This is a genomic window from Paraburkholderia sp. FW306-02-B, assembly GCF_058782725.1.
Map to the genome: position 1 here is coordinate 3,047,233 of NZ_JBYSXZ010000002.1, position 21,621 is coordinate 3,068,853.

16 protein-coding genes are annotated in these 21,621 nt (G+C 58.9%); all 16 read right to left on the reverse strand.

Translation table 11 applies throughout. The features are described from left to right. Nucleotides 1–8 precede the first annotated feature (8 nt). Nucleotides 9–275, reverse strand: coding sequence for a PAAR domain-containing protein (locus AC3WOG_RS34975; RefSeq protein WP_492582277.1), 267 nt, complete (start codon nt 273–275; stop codon nt 9–11). An 87-nt stretch (nt 276–362) separates the two neighbouring features. Continuing rightward, a complete protein-coding gene (locus AC3WOG_RS34980) occupies nt 363–2,561 on the reverse strand; it encodes a type VI secretion system Vgr family protein (RefSeq protein WP_492582278.1) in 2,199 nt (732 codons plus the stop codon). A gap of 221 nt (nt 2,562–2,782) precedes the next feature. Beyond that, entirely contained in the window at nt 2,783–6,706 is a 3,924-nt protein-coding gene (gene tssM, locus AC3WOG_RS34985; protein WP_492582279.1) for a type VI secretion system membrane subunit TssM, read from the reverse strand. A gap of 14 nt (nt 6,707–6,720) precedes the next feature. Then, nucleotides 6,721–8,037 carry a type VI secretion system protein TssL, long form gene (gene tssL, locus AC3WOG_RS34990; RefSeq protein ID WP_492582280.1) on the reverse strand — a complete coding sequence of 439 codons (1,317 nt, stop codon included), beginning with the start codon at nt 8,035–8,037 and terminating at the stop codon, nt 6,721–6,723. After that, the gene (tssK, locus tag AC3WOG_RS34995) at nt 8,034–9,383 is read right to left on the reverse strand and encodes a type VI secretion system baseplate subunit TssK (protein ID WP_492582281.1); all 1,350 of its coding nucleotides are present in this window, start codon (nt 9,381–9,383) and stop codon (nt 8,034–8,036) included. Before tssK ends, tssL begins: the two co-directional genes overlap by 4 nt. 5 nt (nt 9,384–9,388) lie before the next feature. Continuing rightward, nucleotides 9,389–9,931 carry a type VI secretion system lipoprotein TssJ gene (tssJ, locus tag AC3WOG_RS35000; protein WP_492582282.1) on the reverse strand — a complete coding sequence of 181 codons (543 nt, stop codon included), beginning with the start codon at nt 9,929–9,931 and terminating at the stop codon, nt 9,389–9,391. Between the two features lie 146 nt (nt 9,932–10,077). Continuing rightward, nucleotides 10,078–10,560 (reverse strand): Hcp family type VI secretion system effector, encoded by a 483-nt coding sequence (locus AC3WOG_RS35005; protein WP_492582283.1) that lies wholly within the window; start codon nt 10,558–10,560, stop codon nt 10,078–10,080. A 291-nt stretch (nt 10,561–10,851) separates the two neighbouring features. Further along, nucleotides 10,852–12,354, reverse strand: coding sequence for a type VI secretion system contractile sheath large subunit (tssC, locus tag AC3WOG_RS35010; protein WP_492582284.1), 1,503 nt, complete (start codon nt 12,352–12,354; stop codon nt 10,852–10,854). A gap of 50 nt (nt 12,355–12,404) precedes the next feature. Next, complete coding sequence (gene tssB / locus AC3WOG_RS35015) at nt 12,405–12,941, reverse strand: type VI secretion system contractile sheath small subunit (protein ID WP_492582285.1); 537 nt, start codon at nt 12,939–12,941, stop codon at nt 12,405–12,407. Nucleotides 12,942–13,221: 280 nt separating this feature from the next. Continuing rightward, nucleotides 13,222–14,868, reverse strand: coding sequence for an OmpA family protein (locus tag AC3WOG_RS35020; RefSeq protein WP_492582286.1), 1,647 nt, complete (start codon nt 14,866–14,868; stop codon nt 13,222–13,224). Next, on the reverse strand, nt 14,865–15,566 hold the full coding sequence (locus tag AC3WOG_RS35025; RefSeq protein WP_492582287.1) for a DotU family type IV/VI secretion system protein: 702 nt from the start codon (nt 15,564–15,566) through the stop codon (nt 14,865–14,867). Before AC3WOG_RS35025 ends, AC3WOG_RS35020 begins: the two co-directional genes overlap by 4 nt. Nucleotides 15,567–15,608: 42 nt before the next feature. Next, a complete protein-coding gene (locus AC3WOG_RS35030) occupies nt 15,609–16,190 on the reverse strand; it encodes a fimbrial protein (protein WP_492582288.1) in 582 nt (193 codons plus the stop codon). 121 nt (nt 16,191–16,311) lie between these two features. Then, nucleotides 16,312–19,038 (reverse strand): fimbria/pilus outer membrane usher protein, encoded by a 2,727-nt coding sequence (locus tag AC3WOG_RS35035; protein ID WP_492582289.1) that lies wholly within the window; start codon nt 19,036–19,038, stop codon nt 16,312–16,314. 69 nt (nt 19,039–19,107) lie between these two features. Continuing rightward, the gene (locus tag AC3WOG_RS35040) at nt 19,108–19,326 is read right to left on the reverse strand and encodes a transposase (RefSeq protein WP_492582290.1); all 219 of its coding nucleotides are present in this window, start codon (nt 19,324–19,326) and stop codon (nt 19,108–19,110) included. A 146-nt stretch (nt 19,327–19,472) separates the two neighbouring features. Further along, nucleotides 19,473–20,384 (reverse strand): fimbria/pilus periplasmic chaperone, encoded by a 912-nt coding sequence (locus AC3WOG_RS35045; RefSeq protein WP_492582291.1) that lies wholly within the window; start codon nt 20,382–20,384, stop codon nt 19,473–19,475. An 86-nt stretch (nt 20,385–20,470) separates the two neighbouring features. Further along, nucleotides 20,471–21,022 (reverse strand): fimbrial protein, encoded by a 552-nt coding sequence (locus tag AC3WOG_RS35050; protein WP_492582292.1) that lies wholly within the window; start codon nt 21,020–21,022, stop codon nt 20,471–20,473. Nucleotides 21,023–21,621 lie beyond the last annotated feature (599 nt).

The following is a 21,621-nucleotide window of genomic DNA, read 5'->3' on the forward strand; positions in this document are numbered from 1 at the left end:
GATTCGGCTCACCCACCGATCAATACGTCAGGAGAACCCACGACAATCGGTGCGCCGCACGATATCAGGCCCGAAACGTACGCCGCCGGAATATTGTTGATAGTCACCGTACTCGAGCCTTGGACTACAGCCTGCGCAGACGGATGGATAGAGCAAACCGCCAGGCTCATGCCAACCACAGCCGCCGGTATTCCGTTAATAAAGACATTCCCTGAGCCGCTGGTAATCGAGCCGCCGTGGCCGATCGGGTCTCCAAGTCTGGCAGCTGGATTCATAGCGAAGATTCCTCTCGTGAGGGTGAACAAGATCATGCGCATCGGGGCGCGATTTGCACCCCGTATGTCGCACACTAAAACCCGGCCTTACCATGTATCGCTTGGCTCCGGTTCCGTTGGCGGCGGTTCCGTTGGCGGCGGTTCCGTTGGCTCCGGTTCCGATATTTCTCGCCATACCCCAAGCTGTAGCATGCCAAGTCCCACCGGTACTGGCGGAACTGCACCGCCCCCACCTCCGCCACCACCACCACCACCACCACCACCGTTGCAATCAGAATCCCCCGGATTCAAATCCAATGGCGAGCCTTGCACCACCACTTGGTTACTGCCCTCCACACGGACCTGTGAGCCGATAAGCTTGATCGTCCCGTCGGAGGTCATGCTCAACGAAGCGCTGCCGCATACGATCGAGAAAGCGCCACCCACCGTGATCGAATAAGCCCCCCCTACCGACATCGAAGCCGCACCGCCCACATTTACCGCACGAGCGCCGCCCACATTGGTCGACTCAGCTCCGCCGGTGGAATAGCTAGACGCACCGATCACGTTACGGCTATAGGCGGCGCCAATGATCTGGCTAAGGTCCAAACCCACTCCCAATGAGAGGCTCGCTCCCACCGTATGCGACTCGTTATTCTTGGTCAGGCGGTTCATGTCCTTCTCCGCCTGCAGCATGACTTCCTCGGCCCCCGTCTTGTCTTCAAAACGAATGCCGTTGTAGTTCTGCTTGCCGCCGGTGATGGTTCGGCTCATGAACCCGCTCTGCGTCGCGTTGCCCGGCAGTTCCCAAGGGGGACGCGTGACGCTGTTGTAGAGGCTGCCGGCAATCAGCGGGCGATCCGGGTCGCCATTCCAAAAATCGACAATGACCTCCTGGCCGATCCGGGGAATATAGATACCGCCGAAGTTCACGCCGGCCCAGGCTTGGCTGACGCGCACCCAGCAGGAATCGCCTTCATCGTTCTTGCCGTACCGGTCCCAAACGAAGCGAACCTTGACGCGCCCGAATTCGTCGGTCCACAGTTCGTTGCCTGCTGGGCCCACAACGATGGCTGACTGCGGGCCGCTGACCGTCGGCTTGAGTGTATTACGTGGAAGCCGGAAGACTTCGCTCGTCGGCTGCACATCAAACACGTTCGTGCACTCGTAGCTATAACCGCTCCCGGATTCATCGGCAGTCTCGGTCAGACCGAAATCCGATTCGATCACGAGATATTCCCGATTGCCGTCCATCTGGCTGTAATTCGACAGCACGAACGTTTGCCCGCATGCGAGTCCACGCACATTTCCCTCGCCTCGAGCACGCGTACCGGGTGCGCGCAACTCTTCCATCCGAACGCGGCTAATCAGTTCTCCGTGCTTGCTGCCGGTGTAGTCGCCCGGCCACTCGTAACGCTCTTGCGTATTCCAGCTCGTATCGCGCGGCTGTTGATTGATCGCGGTCAAGTCAGCATTTGGACGCGTGAAATCGAAATCGTCGATCGACACCCGGCCGGAGCACAGCGCCTCGTTCACGGAGAAATCGCTGATGTACTCCTCGTCGATCTTGTCGTCCTGCGGGTGGTAGGTGATCGTCTTGTACGCTTCACTGTCCGACTCACGGTGCGCGCCAATATGATCGCAAAGCACCAGTCGATGCTTGCCGTCGGAGTGCTCGAAGAACCAATAGATCCCCCACTCTTCCATCAAGCGTTGGATGAATTTGAAATCCGTTTCGCCATACTGCACCTGAAATGCGCGTGGTTCATTGCGCTCGCTATCGCCGTGGACAGAATATTTGGCGACATCCAGACGCTTTTCCACCGGATACGGATAGTCCTTCAGTACCTCATCGAGGATCTCGATGACGGTCTTATCCTGAAATATCTTGTAGTCAGTCGTGAGTGTCGCCAGCCACAGCCACGGCTGCAGGATCACGCGATACACGTTGTAACGGTTTTCCTGACGCAGATAGGCTGCGCTCACGATGAGACCGCTGATCTCCCGCTTGCCGGCGCCGACACCGCCGAGTACGCCCGTACCCATGCCGTCGAGTTGAATCATGACGGTCACTTCTTTGCCCAGCAATGCTTTCAGATCCAGGTTGGCACTGGACGCGAGCGGGACGCTATAGTCGTCCGGCGTGCGCAATAGCAACTCGTATCGAAAAAGCTTGCCCAGACGTTCCTTTCCACGCATCGACAAGAACTGAAGGGCGGGTTGTCCGAGCACTTGCGGCATCGCCGCACTAGCGACAGTTACGGTGCGGTCCTGTGAAACAGGAATTTTCAAAGGGCTTTTTGACATGCACTCCTCTCGATCCTACTCGTCAAAAACAACTTCATATCACCGGTCCATTCAACGCCGGCCTTTGCGTCATTGACGCTTCGTATATTCAGCAATCTCCCCCCGGCAAAAACGATCGACCACGCCATCAATCGGCGTCAATTCGGGGTAGTTTTCAAACCACTGCTACAGCTTTCCCGCCTCCGCCCACGCGACAGAGGCGCCGAAGACCTGCGCGAGCTTCAGCCTCCCATGCCGCCGCCAGGGCAACGGAAACCCTTCATCAAACTGCTCGAAAACGGATTCGACTGACCGCTGGACACCAGTTCGAGCGCAGCGTGACGGTCATCGAAGTCGTAATCCACCGCCAACCGACTCGACGAGGACGTACCAGTCAATCGGCCACGGTCGATCAAACGAAACAACGCCCACGGTCCATCTGACATGATGGTCGAGGTATCCGGTCGAACGCGCGGGTTGGCCGTTATTCCAGCCATCGAGCCGCCGCGCGGGCCAGGCCAGGTCACCGGAAACACCGTCACAGGACCGTGCGCGTAACGCATGGTCTGGCCGTCGATATCTATCGCCAACTCGGTGATTTCCGGGTCCATCGACACGACCTTCACGCCCATCTTCCAGGCCATCCGAGTAGAACCGGGATCGCGGAAAAATGCCTGACGAATCGCCGCGGCGCGCTCGAACGGCTCGAGGCTCGGGCCCCGGATGGGTGGCATGCCCGGACTCACCGACTTGTAGCGCCAAGGCCGGATGCTGGTGTCCACCTGGCTCGCGAGCGTCTTCTGGAAGAAGTCGTCGAGCAAACCTCCCGACGCGAACACGCGATTGAAGTCATCAATGTCGACTTCCTGGGAACTGGCCGCGAACGGGTACTTGCCTTCGATCGCACGGCGGCACTGGTCCCCGACGCTCGAGTCGACCTGCAATGCCAACAGTACCCCCACCCCCTGATCCACTTTCTGCATCGATTGCGACGCAACCCCGGCCAGCACCGCACGGAACGGTGCCGGCAGTTTTTCGGCTTCCATCTGCAACGTGGTGCCGATGTCTTCCGGCGGTGGCATGCTGTTGGTCGACAACGCGTTGCCGGCCACCACCAAACGGACGTACTGCTGGTTGATCAAGCCGATGATGGCGTCGAGCTGCAGTGCACCGCCGCTTGCGCTCGTCACTTTCTCCAGCGCCGGACCGCTTCCCGTATCGGCTTGCCCGGTCACGACTTCTCGCAATGCGGCAAACCGGTTGTCCACCAGTTCCTTCTCCAGTTTTAGTTGCGCCAGCTGCCCGATGGTCGCAGTGGCACCAGCTACTGCGCTGGCGGCTCGCGCCGTTCTGGAGCGCTGGCTGACCGCCGCCATCGCCGCATCAGTCAGAGAGGAATCATCGGCGCTGTCGGCAACCGACAGCGATGTTTCATGCGCCGCCGTGCGCGCGAGCCGTGCCAGAGGCGAATCCGGCGCAGCCAGCGTTCGCAGCGTCTGTAGGTCGAGCGCAAGCGTGCTGTCCGTGCTGCCGGAAACGGGCCGGACGTCCGCCAGGAATTGCTGCCAATAATTGCCGTAGTCGGTCAGATATTGGCGCCGAATCTCATTCGCCAGCGGCTCCTTGTTCGAGCGGAACACGCCGCCTTGCGCTGCGCCAGCCAATTTCGAAACGGCGTCGCTGCGGCCCATGACCCACGCATCCCGGCTTTGCGCCTGCGCGAGAAATTCGGGCAGGCGCTTATTAAAAACCTCGTGGTACCCCTCGTACGTATAGAGGCCCGGTATACCCCTCACCAGCGTCGATCCGGCTACCAAGGCGAACACCGAAGTCGCCTGTGGGCCGGCCGCTCGTATCAGCGTGACGTTCTCCGGCGCGTCCTTCGCCATCTCCGCCGTGGCGCGTTCATAAAGCCGCCCCGATACCGGATTACGGCCCAGGAAATCGCGAGCGCGCCGCACCAGATCGGCATTCTGCGAAACGCTCGGCGCCACGGGCTTGTCATCGGCAAACAACGCATCCAGATGTCCAGCAATGACGTTGCGGTCCCCCATGGAGGAGGCGCTATCGGCGCGTTCCCAGTCACTCAATACCCAGCTCTTGATTGCCTTCGCGTCGTAGTGCGCCTTGTCGTACAGCATCAGGTAAATCGACAGCGTGCGATAAACCCCCTCCGCATCCCCCGCGCTCAGTTGGGTACCCAATACCGATTCGAGCCGGTTCGCGATCTGGGGCAACATCATCTGGTTCGACAAATTGGCGTAGGTCGTGGCGGAGGCATCGACAACCCCCGGCGCCGAATAGAGGCCGTAGCGAAACACGCCACCCGGGCTGTTCAGATCCACGTTCTGAAACTGCGGCAGATTGTGCGATGCCGAGAGCACGCCAGCCATTGCGCCCATTTGCGGAGCCTTGCGGAACGTCAGCACCTGCGAGGCAAGCGTATCGGCCTTCTTGCCGATGGCCGCCAGATACTCGCGGTTGTTGTCGGAACTCACCATCAGCGCACCGATCAGCCACACGGCCACGACGATCGAAAGCAGATGCCCCACCACGCGTAGCGCGCGGAACCGGAACTCCCAACGCAAATTCGGCCGCACGAGATGCCCTTCGGCAAGAATGACCCGCTGGAAGAGGTTGCGCAGGAAGTAACCGCGATGACCAACTGGTGCGGCGCCGGACGCTGCCGCACCGCCGTCGCCAACCAGACCGGCCAGCCCACGCCGCAGACGCTGGAACAGCGTCGTCTGATCTGCCGGAACCACGTCGTGAGTCTGCGCCGCACTCGTGAAGTACACGCCGCGCAGCGTGCTGTTCAACTGCGTATCGTCGTATTTCGAATCAAGGAAAACGAGCCCGATCAATTCGATCAGCTGCGAGGACAAGCTGCGGAACTCGCCCGGCAATGCGTAGAGCTTCTTGCGCCGATCGGCCTCGTACTCCTCTTGCAAGCGGACATTGATGCCATCTTCCAGCCTGCGCTCGAGCAACTGAATTTCACCCGCGCAGCTCTGGCGCAACTCGCGGCGATCGCCTTGTTCGCGATCCTCCTGGTAAGGCAGCGTGAATCCCAGGATCTGCGCCCTACCTTCCGCGGTCAGCGACTTGAAATAGTCGGAAAATCCCGGCAACAGATCAAGCTTCGTGACCAGCACGTACACCGGGAAACGGATGCCGAGTTGCTGGCGCAATTCGCCCAAGCGGGCGCGCATCGCCGCAGCAAGCGCGACGCGCTCGGCCGCCGACTTACGCAGCAGTTCCTCGACGGAAACCGTCAGCAACGCACCGTTGATCGGCGCGCGCGGCCGGCGCTTGCGCAACGCCCCGAGGAACCCGTGCCATTCCGCCGCATTCACGCGGGTGGCGTTGCCATCCTCGCCGCCGCCGGCCGACGCATCGTCCTGCACGGTATAACGGCCCGCCGTATCGATCAGGACTGCCTCATTGGTGAACCACCAATCGCAGTTACTCGTTTCGACGCGACTCTTGATCGATGACGCACTCATTTGGTCGGCTTCTGGAAACGCCAGACCTGAGTTCAGGATCAACGTCGTTTTACCCGCGCCCGACGAGCCGATCACCATGTACCACGGCAATTCGTACAGATAGCGTTGATTCTCGAGCAGACGGCGCAATCCCATCGAACTGTTGCGCATCCGCTTGAGCTTTTCGATCGCCTTGGCGACCACCGAATTGACAGCGCGAATTTCGTTTCCCGCAACTTGATCCATCTTGGGCTTGCTGGAAAACGGATTCAGAATACGCTCAAGCATTGCTTTATCGCTGCGCATTGCCTGCCACAGACGGTATAGCCAATAGGCGGCATAGCACGCGACCAGCACCGAAATCAGCAGCACACGGGCCCACCTCGGCGCGAGCGGATGGGCATCGCCGAACGCCAGCAGCGGGCCGAGATGCCACAGCGCCAGGCACAGCACGGCAATCGCGATAATGCTCAACGACCATTTCAGCAGCCAAAGCAACAGCAGTACCAGCAAAACGACGATCACGAACACGCGCGAGGAGACGCTCTCCAACGGGCGATACTCGCCGAATGCAACCAGCGGGCCGATGAACCAGACCGCCGCGGCGACCAGGACGATTGCCACGAACATCAGCGTCCGGCGCGAAAAAATAAACTTAAAGAAGCGATTTAAGTAGGACATTCCAGGCTTTCCCGTTACTGCGTGACCACGATTTCCACGCGCCGATTGCGGGAACGGTCATCTGCCGTGGCGTTACCAGCGACAGGTTGCGTATCACCCTTGCCGATCGATTGAATGCGATTTGCGGGGGTTCCATACGATTTCAGGATATCTGCGACAAATGCAGCACGTTTTTCGGACAGCACCTGGTTGTTGGGGAATTCCGCGGTGTGGATAGCCTGACTGTCGGTATGGCCGACGACAGTGACTTTGCCGCCGACGCGAGCCACTTCTTGCGCCACCTTTGCGAGTACCGGGTCGATTTCCGGACGAACGCGACTTTGCCCGGGGACGAACATGTAATCCCCGTTGAAGACCACGCTACTGTGGCGGCTGTCCTCATCGACCGTGACGAGGCCGCGTGCAATCTCATTCTTCAGCAGCACGGATAACCGCAAGCGCTGTGCAACCGGCGCTTGCTTGCCGATCGCCAGGATTCGCGCCTCCAGGCCGTTGCTGACGGACAATAGCTGATACTTGTACCAGGCAAAGAGGCCGAATATGAGCAACGCGGCCACGCTCGCCGTCGCCCATACCGGCACGCTGTTCAGTAGACGCATCTGCCCCGGCTCTTCGCCGCGCCAATGAGGCGACAGTTCCAGCCGCATCGTATCGCGCGCTCCACTGACGAGCGTCAACAGCCGCTGCCGAATCTGCTCGAGATGGCGGCGCCCGTCGACCACGACGCTATAGCGCCCCTCGAATCCCAAGCCGAGAATGCGGTACATGACTTCCAGGACATCGACATATTCCTGGGGATCGGTCGCCATGCGGCCAATCAGCAAGAAGAATTTTTCGCCGCCGTCGACTTCGCCTTCGAACGTGATCAAAAGGCTCTTGGCCGCCCATACGCCCCCGCCGCCCCAACGCGTGCGGTTCGCGGCTTCGTCAAGGGCCGTACAGAGGCTGTAGCGTACGGCCGCCATGTACTTCCACGGCAAATTCGCCTTGTCGCACAGCCTCTGGAACGCGATGACCTCGCGCACGAGCAGTGCACGCAAGCTGGCGATCGCGGCCTCCGAGTCTAGCGAGGCCGGCATATCGGCCAGCATGCGCAAGAGCGGCTGCGCAGCTTCCTGAACACGGTTCGGGGCCGCCAGCACCGTCTCCAGCCGGCTCTGCATGTCCTCCGGCGGGTCGAAGGTGCCGAGGTCCACGACTGGCTCCCGTTCGGAACCTCCTGCTGCGCGGCCCCGTTCTGCCTGAAACGCGCCTTGCGCACGACGATTCATGCCGGGCTCGTCAGCATCCGACAAAAAATCGAAGGCGTTATCGCCGTGTGTGTTGCTCATTTCTGACGCACTCCCCACAATTCAAGCTTGAGTTCGGGGAAGTGGCCCGCGATATGCATCGCCAAACCGCCTTGCTGCGCGATCTGCTCCCAGAACGGACCGGCGCGCGACAGTTCGAAATAGATGAAGCCCGAGTTGAACGGAATCTGCCGTGGCGGCACCGGCAGCGGCGACATCGTCAAGCCCGGCAGGTGCGAGCGAATGAGCTCCGGCAGCCGCTGCGGCTGGCTGATCTTCGTTTGCGCGGCGAATTGCTGCTGCAGCACATCCGGCGACATTTGCGCCCCAACCGCGAGCACCAGGCTCGAATAACCCGCGAGTTCGCTCGGCAGCATGCTGGCCGTGCGAATGCCGTGCGCCTGTTCCGTCAGCGGAATAGGCTGCGCGCCGCGAATCAGCACTTGATTGAGTTGGAAGTGGATCTCATCGACCAGCGGCTTGATACTTCCGTAAAGCTGCGCATGGTCATATCCTGGCGCGACGAGCGGACGCCGGGTTTGCGGGCGCACGAACGTCGAAAGCTCGCCAGAAAGCGTCGCCAATTCGCGATACAGCTCAACCGGTGCGGTCTCTTCGATTTGGCAAACGTGATGCAGCAAGGGCTCGTACCGGTTCAGCACCTGAAGCAGCAGATAGTCCGCGACCTCGGCGGCAGCGCTCGCTTTTCCGTCGCTGCCTGACAAACGGGCCGCCAGCGCGTCGGCGCGCAACCTGGCGAGGCCATGCAACTGCAACGTCCATTCGCGTAATAGCGGATTTGCCCCATAGCTGGTAACAGGGGGAATGTGGTCGGAGCTGCGCAGCGATACGGCGCCGTCCGCATGCAGCGCCTTCACGCGTGTCAACGCGATGCCGATCCATGACCGCGTCAGTTCCTTTTCCGGAATCAAACGCAGGCGCAAATTCGCCAGTTGCACGGGTTTCGGCCCTTGCCCAATTGCATTGCTGTCACGCAATTCGTCATCGAAAGCCAGATAGCGGGCGAGCGAGCCGCTTTGCTCGACGAGCGCCGTCTCTTCCGTATTCGGCAGGCGCAACGGCACAGCCAGATAGATCACCTGGTCTTGATGTTCGGGCGCGATCGTCAGCGGCTGCGGCGGCGGTGTATGCCCCGGTATGTCGAACGGCGTACCGTCCGGAAAGACGCCCGAACCGCTCTTGAACACCAGCTTGCCGAACGACAGCGACTCCTGGTCGATTTCATATTGACTGAAACCCCAGAAAAACGGACTGAGCGCAGCGCTGCGCTTATGCGCAAAGTACTCGAAGTAGCGCTCCTGTTGCTGAAACAATTGCGGGCGCAGGAAAAGCCCCTCACTCCAAACGACCTTGTTATACCAACTCATCGCAATTAATCTGACTCTTTAATCGAAACAGCTCGCTGCTCAAGACGTACAGTCAGCTTCTGCTTCTTGTCTGGAATCGCTGCCCTGTACCATGCAGCGTCTGGCGCCCTCGGCAACCGGTAGACGTCACGCCAAACCGTTTTGCCGAGCTCGCGGTAACCGGCTAGCACACCGACGGCCGTTGTTGCCTGATTGGACTTGCGGCGAATTTCGCGCTCGTCGCCAGGGCGCAAAATAAATTCGTCGACCGCAAGCACGTCATCGCCTAACACCTTCTTGCCCTCGTTCTGGAGCGTGAAGAAATCGGCGCTCTCGAATGCCGTGGCGGACTTAAATTCATAAACCCGCACCATGATGGGAGCCGCTCGTCCCCAGTCGTCCGGATTGACAGCCGCACTCGCGACAACCTGGACCCGCAGGTCGGTTTGCTCTTTAACCGTCGGACTACTGCTGCCGCATGCAGCTAGCCAAAAGCACATTCCGCTGACGGCAAGCCATCGGAAGATGCGGCGCCGCGTGGCGAATTGCGAAAGAAAGTTCGGAACCATCAAAATGAGTCAGGAATTCCGCGATCATTGTGGTCTGATGCCGTGCTGACCACATTTCCCACAGGTTGTTTGGCACTCTGGTCACAGCCACGGAAACCTCGCCAAAGATTGGCGAGGTCACGATCCAGGAAGACCCGTCTTGCAGCTTAAGCAGTGTTCTTCTTGACGTCGAACGTTGCCGTAATTGCGCCACCGCTACCGCCTTGGGCGTTCTGCACCACATATTCCTGCTTCATGCGGGAGAACGACAGGCGCACCGTTTCGGTCGGACGCGATTCGGAGTTGCTGACGCCGGACGGGCTGACTTGCGTCACCAGCACGTCGTTCATCGTGAACTTGATGTACTCCAGCGGGTTGCCGCCGGCCTTGCGCACCACAAGCTTCGCTTCATCGATGTGCTTGCCGGTCAGACAGTACTGCGTCAGATTCGGGGTCGCGCAGTCGATGTAGTGGTCGAACGTGAAATCGTCGACGGTCGCCTTGCCAGCACCGCCGCCGGAACCGGCGTGCATGTTGGCCTGCTGCGAGACGCTCCACGCCCAGCTCAGAACTTCGATTTCGCTCTTGTGACTAGCGTCTTCCGATTCACCGTCGATGCCGTTAATCTTGAGGAAGATGTCTTGCGCCATGGAAATACTCCTTAGTGCTTAGTTAATTTAAATACTGCTGTGACGGCCAGGAATATTTAATGAGCGCCTGTCCACCGCTCATCCAGATTGGCAATCCAGATATACCAATGCCCCGTAGCACAAACGGCCCCTAATCCGAGCCGGATTGCAACTGACAACCCAGCACCCGCGACCTGCATGGGCAAGCCGCGGGCGCACTGAGCTATTGAGCAGGAAGCGATGTTGATCGAGAGGGAGTTCTCCGAAGGCTCGCTTCGGAGAGCTCCCTCCTTCACACGCGCCGCGTATTTGTTAAGCGGCTTCCTTCACCAGCGGGAGCTTGGCAACGAGACGCAACGACACCGTCAGGCCTTCCAGCTGGAAGTGCGGACGCAGGAAGAACTTCGCCTGGTAGTAGCCCGGGTTGCCTTCGACATCCTCGACCACGACTTCAGCAGCAGCCAGCGGACGACGCGCCTTGGTTTCCTGAGACGAGTTGGCCGGATCGGCATCGACGTAGTTCATGACCCATTCGTTGAGCCATTGCTGCATTTCTTCGCGTTCCTTGAATGAACCGATCTTGTCGCGAACGATGCACTTCAGATAATGCGCAAAGCGCGAGCATGCGAATAGATACGGAAGACGCGCGGACAGGTTGGCGTTCGCGGTGGCGTCCGGATCGTAGTACTCGACCGGCTTTTGCAGCGACTGCGCACCGATAAATGCCGCGTAGTCGGTGTTCTTGCGGTGGATCAGCGGGATGAAACCGTTCTTCGCGAGTTCTGCTTCGCGACGGTCGGAAATTGCGATTTCCGTCGGGCACTTCATATCAATGCCGCCGTCATCGGTCGGGAACGTGTGGGACGGCAGGTTTTCGACCACACCGCCGCTTTCCACGCCGCGAATCAGCGTGCACCAGCCGTAGTGCTTGAACGAACGGTTGATGTTCACCGCCATCGCGTATGCAGCGTTGGACCACACGTACTTGCGGTGATCCGAGCCGTCGGTCGCTTCTTCGAAGTTGAATTCGTCGACCGGATTGGTCTTGACGCCGTACGGCAAGCGCGACAGGAAACGCGGCATTGCCAAACCGATGTAGCGCGAGTCCTCCGAATTGCGCAGCGAGTTCCAAGGCGCGTACTCGAGGTTCTGCGTGAAGATCTTCGTCAGATCGCGCGGATTGGCCAATTCCTGCCAGGAATCCATCTGCAGCACCGAAGGCGCGGCGCCCGTGATGAAAGGCGCGTGAGCCGCAGCCGCCACCTTCGCGATCGAGCCAAGCAGGTCGACATCCGGAGGGGTGTGATCGAAATAGTAGTCGGCCACCAGGCAGCCGTACGGCTCGCCACCCAACTGACCATACTCTTCTTCATAGATCTGCTTGAAGAACGGGCTTTGATCCCACGCGACGCCCTTGTAGCGCTTCATCGTGCGACGCAGGTCTTCCTTCGACACGTCCATGAAGCGGATCTTCAGCTTCTCATCGGTTTCGGTGTTCGTGACGAGGTGATGCAGGCCGCGCCATGCGCTTTCCAGCTTCTGGAAATCGTCGTGATGCAGAATCAGGTTGATCTGCTCGGACAGCTTGCGGTCGATTTCGCCAATAATGGCTTCGATGTTCTTGTAGGCGTCATCCGATACGGTAACCGAGGTGAGCAACGCCTGCTCAGCAAGAGTTTTGACCGCGCTTTCTACCGCTTCGCGGGCGCGCTCGGTTTTCGGCTTAAATTCGCGCGACAGCAGAGCATTGAAATCGGGTTGCGTATTGACGCTCGATGCCTCTTCAACTCGAGCCTTGGATAAACGTTCAGCCATCATTTCCCCACAGTATTAGGCTATTTTTGTTTTCGCTTTAATCGCGAAAATCATTCGTTGCTTGCCGACTCGTCGACGGGCTTCGTTTGCACGGGCTTCGGAGCCGTTGCGAGAGCGTTCAGCAGCGCCGGATCTTTCAGGACCTTGCTAACGAGGCTTTCCGCACCCGACTTCCCGTCCATGTACGTCTGGAGGTTCGCAAGCTGCGTGCGCGCGTCAAGCAATTGCGACAAAGCATCGACTTTTTTCGCAATGGCGGCGGGTGAAAAATCGTCCATGCTTTCGAACGTGATATCGACCATCAACTGGCCGTCATTCGTCAGCGTGTTGGGCACCGAGAACGCCACACGCGGCTTCATCGCCTTCATGCGTTCATCGAAATTGTCGATGTCGATGTTGAAGAATTTGCGATCACCGACCGGGGGCAGCGGCTCGAGTGGCTTACCGGACAAATCTGCCAAGACGCCCATCACAAAAGGCAACTCGACTTTTTTTTCCGAGCCGTAGATTTCGACGTCGTATTCGATTTGTACGCGAGGTGCGCGGTTACGCGCAATGAACTTCTGCGAACTATTGGATGCTGACATGTGTACTCCGACATGATGTCGTGCGAAAAAATATTTACAAATGGCGCTCAAAACCAGCTGTTTTTCATGGAGCAGGCTAGCAACCAGTTGAATGCTACGCCGCAAGGTTTTTTTGCAATATAGGACTATTCCCAAACTATATTATTTTGTAGTCCATATTTTTTGGCAGCGAATATGTGTTGTTTCATCCCGCGTTATTGATTCACAACGGGGCTGGAAACGCAACGAGCAGAGAGGCCGAAACAATTGATGTTTCGGCTTCAGGAGAAGCCATCGCGAGTCAGCGCGACTCCACGTCTGGTACCAGCGTGATTTCCACTCGGCGATTTCGCGCACGACCCGCTGCATCCTCGTTGGTAGCCAGCGGGCGTGTGTCGCCGTACCCCTGGATCGCGAAGCGTGTGATCGGCAATGACGACGTGGCGACAAACCAGTCGCGAACGGCACGCGCACGTGCCTCGGAGAGCCTCAAATTGACTGCGCTCGAACCCACATCGTCCGTGTGGCCAGCGATAAGAATCCGGTTATCCGGCTTCGCTTGGATCAGCTGAAGGGCATTCATCAACTTCTGCGACGCGCCCGCCTTGAGGGTGGTTTTCCCGCTATCGAACAGCGACAGGCTATCCAGCGTCAGCACCACGGGCGGTGGGCGATAGGCTGCGAGCGCGCCCGCCAGCGCCGACTGCAACTCGTCGCCCCGATAAAGCCCCCATCCTAATCCCACCGGAACGCCGCCCTTCGCGTACTGCTCCATTTCGGCGTACCCGCTTCGCAGCGCTCCAAGCAGCTCACGCCTGGCATTAACCTGTTCGTCGGGCATGTCCCAATAGGTTTTGAGATCGCCGGCCGTACGCGCGACCATTTGACCGTTATTCCAGCCCGACGCTGCAATTGAAACCGAAAGTACGACTGCAATGGCGGCGACGGTATGCTGAACCGTATGCCGCGACGCGTACTGACGGTATTCCTTCGTCTGAACGACCTGCATTGGAATGACATTCGGTAGCGGCAGCGGTTGAGCCGCCGACGCCACTGCTCGCGGTTGCAAGCCCGTCTTGCCGATCAACCATCGCGTCCACGCGCCGGCACGGGTGGGCGTGTAGCCGATATCGGCGAGCAGCATGCCGTGCAACGCAAAAGGGGCGGTGTTCGCCAAAGGTGCGAGTGCCGACAGCAGCGCGGCATCCTCCAACCAATCGAGCACAGACTGTCCCAATGCATGTCGGGTAGTGCGCCCGGCTTCGGCCGCCGCGAGCGAAGCGTGATCCAGTTGGCGTCGAATCATTTGCACGCGTTGCCGCGCGTTGTCGACGCTCGACGTGACGGCGGTCATGTCGATGACGTCGCCGAACCAAACCGGCTTCACGGCCTCATCGTCACGGGAGCCAAGGCAGGCATAGACAGCGAGATAGCACGGCAAGACGCATGCGCGATGCCGAGACGTTGCTTCGAGCGCGCGCCGCCACTGCGTAAATTCTCGCCGGATCACTGCTTCATCGGTATTCCCCTCGGGAACGACGGGCATCACTGCCGCATCGGGAAATCGTCCGTGCGATTCTTTGACCATGGTCATCGTGTTCGCGAGTTCATCCGGGGTTTTGACGAGCAGCCATACCGCATGCCCTTCCGGCCGAACCGTCGACTCCTGCGCTCCGCGCGGAAATGCTGCAGCGGCGTATGGGCCAACCACCAGAATGACCGGCAGTTCGCCTGTTGTTGCGTCCAACTGCACATTGACCGCGCTACGGCGGAGCCGCCATTGTCCGTATGCGGACAACACGATCACGCCGGCTCCGATCAGCAAAACGACACCCAGTACGACAGGCCAATACGGCTGCAAGTCGAGCGGCAAAAACAGCCATGCGAGACCGGCCGTCAGGATCGCGATCCAGATCAGCAGCGCTCGATAACGATTCAGGCTAGTCACGGGCGCCCCTGCGAAGGAGAACCGCCCTGCACAACAGGCGCGTACTCGGGCAAGCGGGCCATTGCGCGATCGAGGTGCACATTGAAGACCAGCCACAACGCAGCTGCCGCGATCGCAGCCAGAATGACGCCGTTGGTCGGCCAATGCCGATGCGGGTCGCCCTGACGCTGGACCATCGCCGCCGTCTCAACCGACGTACGCACAGCAGGCTGCGGCACTTCTTTTTGCCCCAGCTTGTTCAGTGCAGTGATCACAAGCTGGCGATAGGAATCGCGCTCCGCCTGGCCGCCCTTGAAGCCGAGTTCCAGCGCGACTCGATACAGCTCGATGGATTCTGGCGTCAGACGCTCCCCAAGCAGCAACGCATCGATACGCTCGCAGACAATTTCGGCGCCATCTTGCGTGTCGTGAAAGCGGATCTGCAGTGATTCGCGCATCCAATCGCCGCGCTGCGCCACAGGCAGCGAGCGCAGCGTCAAGTCGTCGAGCAACGTGCATTGCACGAGACTGACCTCGTCGATGTCTGTTTCGAAATAGCCGGCGTCGCGCATCGCTTGCTGGAGCTCCTCGACGAGCGTCATACAGCGTGCGCGCCAGAGGTGAACCGCGGGAATCTGCGCGCCTTGTATCAGCAAAGCTGCATGCAACGATGTGTCCCCGAACATCATGCGCAGAGAGGGGATGGGTAGCTCAAGCATCTTTCACATTAGTTTCTGCTGTCCCACGACTGAGGACTGAGATCATGGCATCTCGACCGTGTAGGTCACGTAACTCTGAACCACGCCGGCCCCTGTCGCACCTGTCGCGTAGTACTGCGCGATAAACTTCATCGGCACCGTACCCGTCGATGGAAGCGGAACCGTCGCCATTGTCGATCGATTGCCAACTGTGATCGGCGTGCCATCTATGTTTAATAGGCGAATCTGGACATTCGACGCAGTGGCCTGGCCCGCTACGTTTTGCGGTATCAAATTGCCCGTGCTCGAATCGGTCGACGAACCACTTTCGAAGTAGATGCGCGCATTCGCCACCCCGCTGTCGCATTGCAGGGGAATGGTGAACACCGTCGAACCCGCGGTCTGGCCGGCCGCGGTCAACGACTGCGTCGAAACGGCCGGCATTTCCACCGCCATATTCGTATATCCGGCCACCACGGCGCAGCTGTCCACGACGTAGGTTCCGCTGAAAGTTAGCGCTACGCTCGGCGATTGCGACGCATAGGCTTCGTTGCATGGCCTGACCAGCACGAAAGCGATCACCGCAAGTCCAAACATCCAACCGGCGGCTCGAGCGCCGCCCCAAACACCCACAACTTTCTTCATCTTGACGCCTTACTGGTATCGGCCGCCGGCTCGATCTCTGAGTTTGCGAAGATCCATCCACGACCGTGCAGGCCGTGGGATCCATTGACTGGGTTCAAACCAGATGGTTGAGATAAACCGCTCATCTTTGCGCATCCGGCGACAGTTCACAATTCAACTGCACGTGCGTCACCATGCTCAAATTCCCCGTCTTTGTGTTTCCTTGAGGAATCGCGTACGGCATCACACACTGATCACCCGGCTGCGTACCCCACTTTGCCGTCAGATTGCCGTTGCCCTCGAGGCCCCGCAATAGCGCCATCCCCCCCTGGCCAACAACGCCGACGGAATTTCCGGATGCGTCGAACAACTCGGTGCCCATCGGCAGCGACTTGCCGTCAGATTTCTCCAAGGTGGCGAACGTCGCCTTCCCTTGCGAAGTCGCCAACTTCACCTTGACCAAGGAATTCAGTCGAGGAACAACTTCCTCGCTCGTGCTGTGCAAGTCGACATCGAGAGAAACGCCGCTGGGATCGAGCGCCACAGCGTTGACGCGATACGGCATGAGCGAAGGAATCACCGCGTAACCATTTCGGTCGATCGTGGCGCCCTGCCCGTTGATGAGCGTGCCGCCTTGCGCCCCCTTGGCTTCGACCAAAGCGAAGGCCGTGCCGAGAGGTGGACTTAGCGTGACGCCGCCCGAATGCACGACCACCGCGCCGTTCGCGTTGACCGCCGCTTGGCGCGATTGATTGCCGACTGAGGCATTGCCGTCGAATGTGCCATACGGCGCCCGGTACATGCCGTAGCCGCCGATCGTCTCATTCCGACTGCCGCTGGCCCCGATGCGCGACGCGGTGACGCCGTAATTGATCGGGGTGACGCCAGCCGTACTGCCCGATGCATTTGCCTGGATCGTGCTATCCCCGCCCGAGCTACGCGTCAGGTTAGTCGTCAGGGAATCAAAGATATTGCGCTTGACAGCCGAATTACCGCCCAACGGAATCGTGAGATTTAAGCCGACTTGCGTGTTGAATTGCGAGTTCTGCATGCGCGTGCGTTGAGCGTACACCGAGTACCCTACCCGCTTGAACGCACTGCTCAGGCCGATCTGATATTGCAGATCGTACCCTCTACGGCCTCCCCAATAGTCTTGGGAGGTACCCGTAACGTAGACGGAGCTCCCCTCGCCGAATGGCTGGGTAATGCTCAGTTGTACGCGATTACGCGAACGGGAATTGTACGGGCTGCCATTAGATGTCCTGGACGTGCCGTAGCGAGCATAAACTGCATCCTGCAGGCTGTAGAAGCTCGCTGTCGAGTAGCGATACGCCGCCACCGCGAAGTTCGTCTTTACAGTCGGCAATACCTTGTTATACGACGCACGCGCGCTATACCCCTGCCCCTTGCCCCCATTCGGTAAATCGGTGTGAGCGGTCGTCACGTCGAACGCGAATGCGCCCACTGGCGTATTGAGCGCAACCCCCAACAGCCCCGACGCATAGCCCTCGGACCCCAGCACGCCCGCATAGGCCGTCAGCAGGTTAGTGAAGCCGTGCTGGTAAGTGGCTTGCGCGACCCAAGGCTGAGTGCTCAGCGTCGTATCGCGATATTGACCCACCGTCACATTGAAGCGGGACATTCCCGGCCGCAGCAACTGAGGTACTGCCGCGAACGGTACAAGGAAGCGCTTCACACGGCCATCAGCCTCCGTTACCGTCACCTCGATATCGCCGCTATACCCAGTGGCGGGCAGATCGGTAAGCTCAAACGGCCCCGGCGGAACGCTGGTCTCGTAAAGGATGTTGTTGGCCTGGCGTACCGTCACACGCGCGTTCGTATCCGCCACACCACGCACGACCGGCGCGTAGGCCACCGCGGAATCGGGCAACATGCGATCGTCGCTGGATAGCTGCACGCCACGAACGTTGAACGTGTCGAAAACCTGGCCGTTTGTCGAACTGTCGCCGATCGTGAATTGGCTGCGCAGCGCCGTGATGTCGTGCTGCGCATACAAGGCGACGCTCTGCCAATGCATGCCAGCAGCACGATTCTGCCAATTTGCCGTCGACCACTGACGAAGACGCCATCCGCCGACGTTGATCCCGCTCTGCAAACCAAGATAGACGCTGTTGAAATCCCCACTCGGGGATTGATGACTCGAATACGTGCTCAGGCTGTACTGCAGCAACCCTGCGTTGATCCCATCGTCCCAACGAGAAGGATCGACATATCCGCGCGGCCGCTTGTTCATTTCGAGCTGCGGGACGGACAGGTCAAGTGTCAGGTCGGCTGTATCGAGTGCCGCTGTTGAGCCCGGCACGGCTTGCGCCAGCGCGACGCAGGTTGTTGGGGGCAGCGCACCCTCAACTTCGCGGCCCGGGCCTTTTGACCGCTGCAGCACACGCTCGACATCCACGCCAAGGCGCTCCAGGCCGGATACCGTAAAGCACGGCACCGCTATGTCAGAACCCGGCACGGCCTCGAATACGACGTCGAACCGTCCCCGCGCCTCGCCGTTGACGGACACGTCAACGGGATACGTTCCCGGTGCGACCGGATTGCCCCGCGTGTAGCGCGACAGATCCGCCACATTTCCGGTAAAGAACGCGGGGTTAAATTCCACTTCCGCTAGAGCGATGGATTGTGCAACATTCAGCTTACCGACACCCGTTGCGCCCGCCTCAGGCGACGGCGCGGCACTCCCTATCCGCAGTCCTTCCGAATCAACGCCGCCACGATCGTCCACGCGACTTTCACCGGAAGCGGGTGGCCCGTATACGGCCAACGCGTCGGTACTGAATGCGGCGCTGCCTGAGGCGACAAACGCTGCCCATGCCAGCGGGTGATAGCACAAAGGCTTGTGCATACGGCGCTGCAACTTCCTCCACTGCTTCTTACTTCTCACTGCATCCACCCCATCGCCGACTTAGAGTCGCTAACAAAACTGTTCTACGAACCGCGAGCAGATAACTGCGCAATAAAGTGTGAGCAAGGCGATCTGAATATCGAGACCTCGTTTGAAACGGATTCGCAGTTTGCCGATACCGGCGAGCCACGCGTGAGTGTGTTCGACAACCCAGCGATGGCGGCTGAGCTTTTCTCCACTTTCATTAGCATACCGAACTATATGTGCAACGATTCTGCTTCGTTTCAACGACTCCGTCCGCCTCTCGGCGAGTACGACCACTCACGCGGCAACGGCTCAAGCGTCTTCGACAATTCGCCACTGATTCGCCGCCTTATCATCCGACATCAAACGTATACCTTTCGCTTTCGGATGACAGACTTTGTTAGCGAGTCTTACTCGGCTTGCTTTGCTTTTCCCGCCTCACTAACCTGCGCAGCGCCCTTTACTTCCGCGCCTGAATCCATGGAGCCTGGAGAGGAACCCGCCTCCGAATCTCTTACATCAGTCTTGTCCTTCTCAGGCGCAGAATCAGGCTGCTTGCTTGTTTCCGCTTCACCGGCCCCACCGAGCATTGCGGTGTCTTTCACGTCCGCGCCGTAATCGCTCAACACAGAATAGGAAACGGTCGGTGAATTCGGTACGCTAAGCTTGCCCTTCTCAGGAACAAGATCAACGTGGCCGAACGGCGGTGCCATGTCGGCCCTCAGTGTCACTTTCTTTGAGCCATCCCCCAACGAAACACTGCCTAACGAAATGTAGTATGGCGACGGATTGTTCATACGTAGGACCGTTTCGCCCTTCTGGTCCAATACGACACTCCATTTGAGCTGCTTTCGCACGACAATAGAAGCCGGATCGTCATGAAGCGATGCCGGACGGTAAAACATCTTAATGCGGGTTCGCAACGCAATTTGCAGCAGGTTCTTGGCATCAGCGTCCGTCGGCTTCGGCGGGATTTCAAGTACGTTCAGCCAGTAAACCGATTCGCGATCGGTGGGCATGTCTCCACCCGCAAACATGATGCGCAGCGATTGGCCCTTTAGCGGCTCAACGCGAAACACGGCCGGCACCAATACGAAAGGCACGCGGATTTCATTAGGTTTTGCAGCCGCATCGCCATCGTCGAGCCATGCCTGCACCAGTACAGGACGGTTTTCAATATTACTCATGCGAACGTCGACCTCCCGGCTTTGCGCCGGGTAGATCACGCGAGTGCCAGTGATGACAATGGCCGCTTGCGTCGCGAATGCCATTACGCTGCAAACAATCGCAGCCGCAATAACATGAGGTTTCCATGAACGCATGCAGTACATCTCCAATCCAATAGAAAACGGGGCGCTTTCCATCAAGCCGGGAGTCGCCCCGTGATATTCAGGTTTTCGGTCGCTTCTTAGTTATAAGCAAGCGTAAACCTGACGTACGACTGAACCACACCGGCCGTGGCTGCGCCGGTTGCAATATAACGAGCCGCATAGGTCAACGTCGCGGCGCCGGTCGTGCCCGTATACGTAGGCGCCACGCCAGTGCCCGTCTGCCCCAAATTCAGAGCAGTCGTGCCGTCGCGATCGACCAGTTGCACGTCGACAAACGTCGCGGGAGCACTCGCACCCGTACCAGCTGGTGCGGTGTTTTTCGCAGCGAGGTTATCGGCATCCAGGTTGTCGGTTTCGAAGTGAGCCGCAACCGTATTGATACCAGCCGAGCAATTTTCCACACCGATAGTGAACGTCGTGGAGCCAGCCGTTGCGCCCTTCGTCGCCAAGGTATTCGTCGAGATCGTCGGGAGCGTAACCGTCTTGTTGGTATCACCCGCAACGACCGAGCAGGTGCTCCCCGTCAACTTGCCATCGAAGTTGATCTGTCCGTCGTAAGCAAACGCCGTCGACGCCGCGGCGAGACCGAGCAAGCCAACGACGGACGCGCTAATTAGTTTGATCTTCATACAACACCCTCTATCAATTTAATGAACAGCGCCCAATTTCGCCCTGAAACCCCGCAAGGACGCGTGGACGAAATTGCTGCGCACTTTTTACGCCATAGCCTGTTATGAACCTGAACAAATAATGCTGATGCTTTTCAGGCAAACCACGCAAAATGTATGTGTTATGGAGTACAGATAAAGTTGCTTAACACACGCTGGTTCGCACGCCGCCATTCAACCTCGCGCAGCCTTACTCGCCGCTCAGCCTGACAGGCAAAGCCGGAGATCGGCCCAACGCATCGACACCCTGCGCACCGACGCACTTGACATCACATAAAACCTTTGGACTACGAAATCTAGATGGCAAGGTTCTATCGCATCCCAACTCAAAAGTCGCTCCGAGTCCATAACAAGCTCTGGCGTAGGTCAGGAGATTACCGCTCCGGATGGTCCAAGGATATGGGAAATTTCTTAAATTTGAGGTGACCTCGGCGCCGTGATCAGGGCAATCGCATGAAACGTTACAGATGGTGAAGAGATTCTTGCAAACCGTGTTGAGGGCGCGTTTACTCTGGCTTTTGTGGCCGGGAAAAAGCGCCGCAAGAAGACGTGCTCGGCAT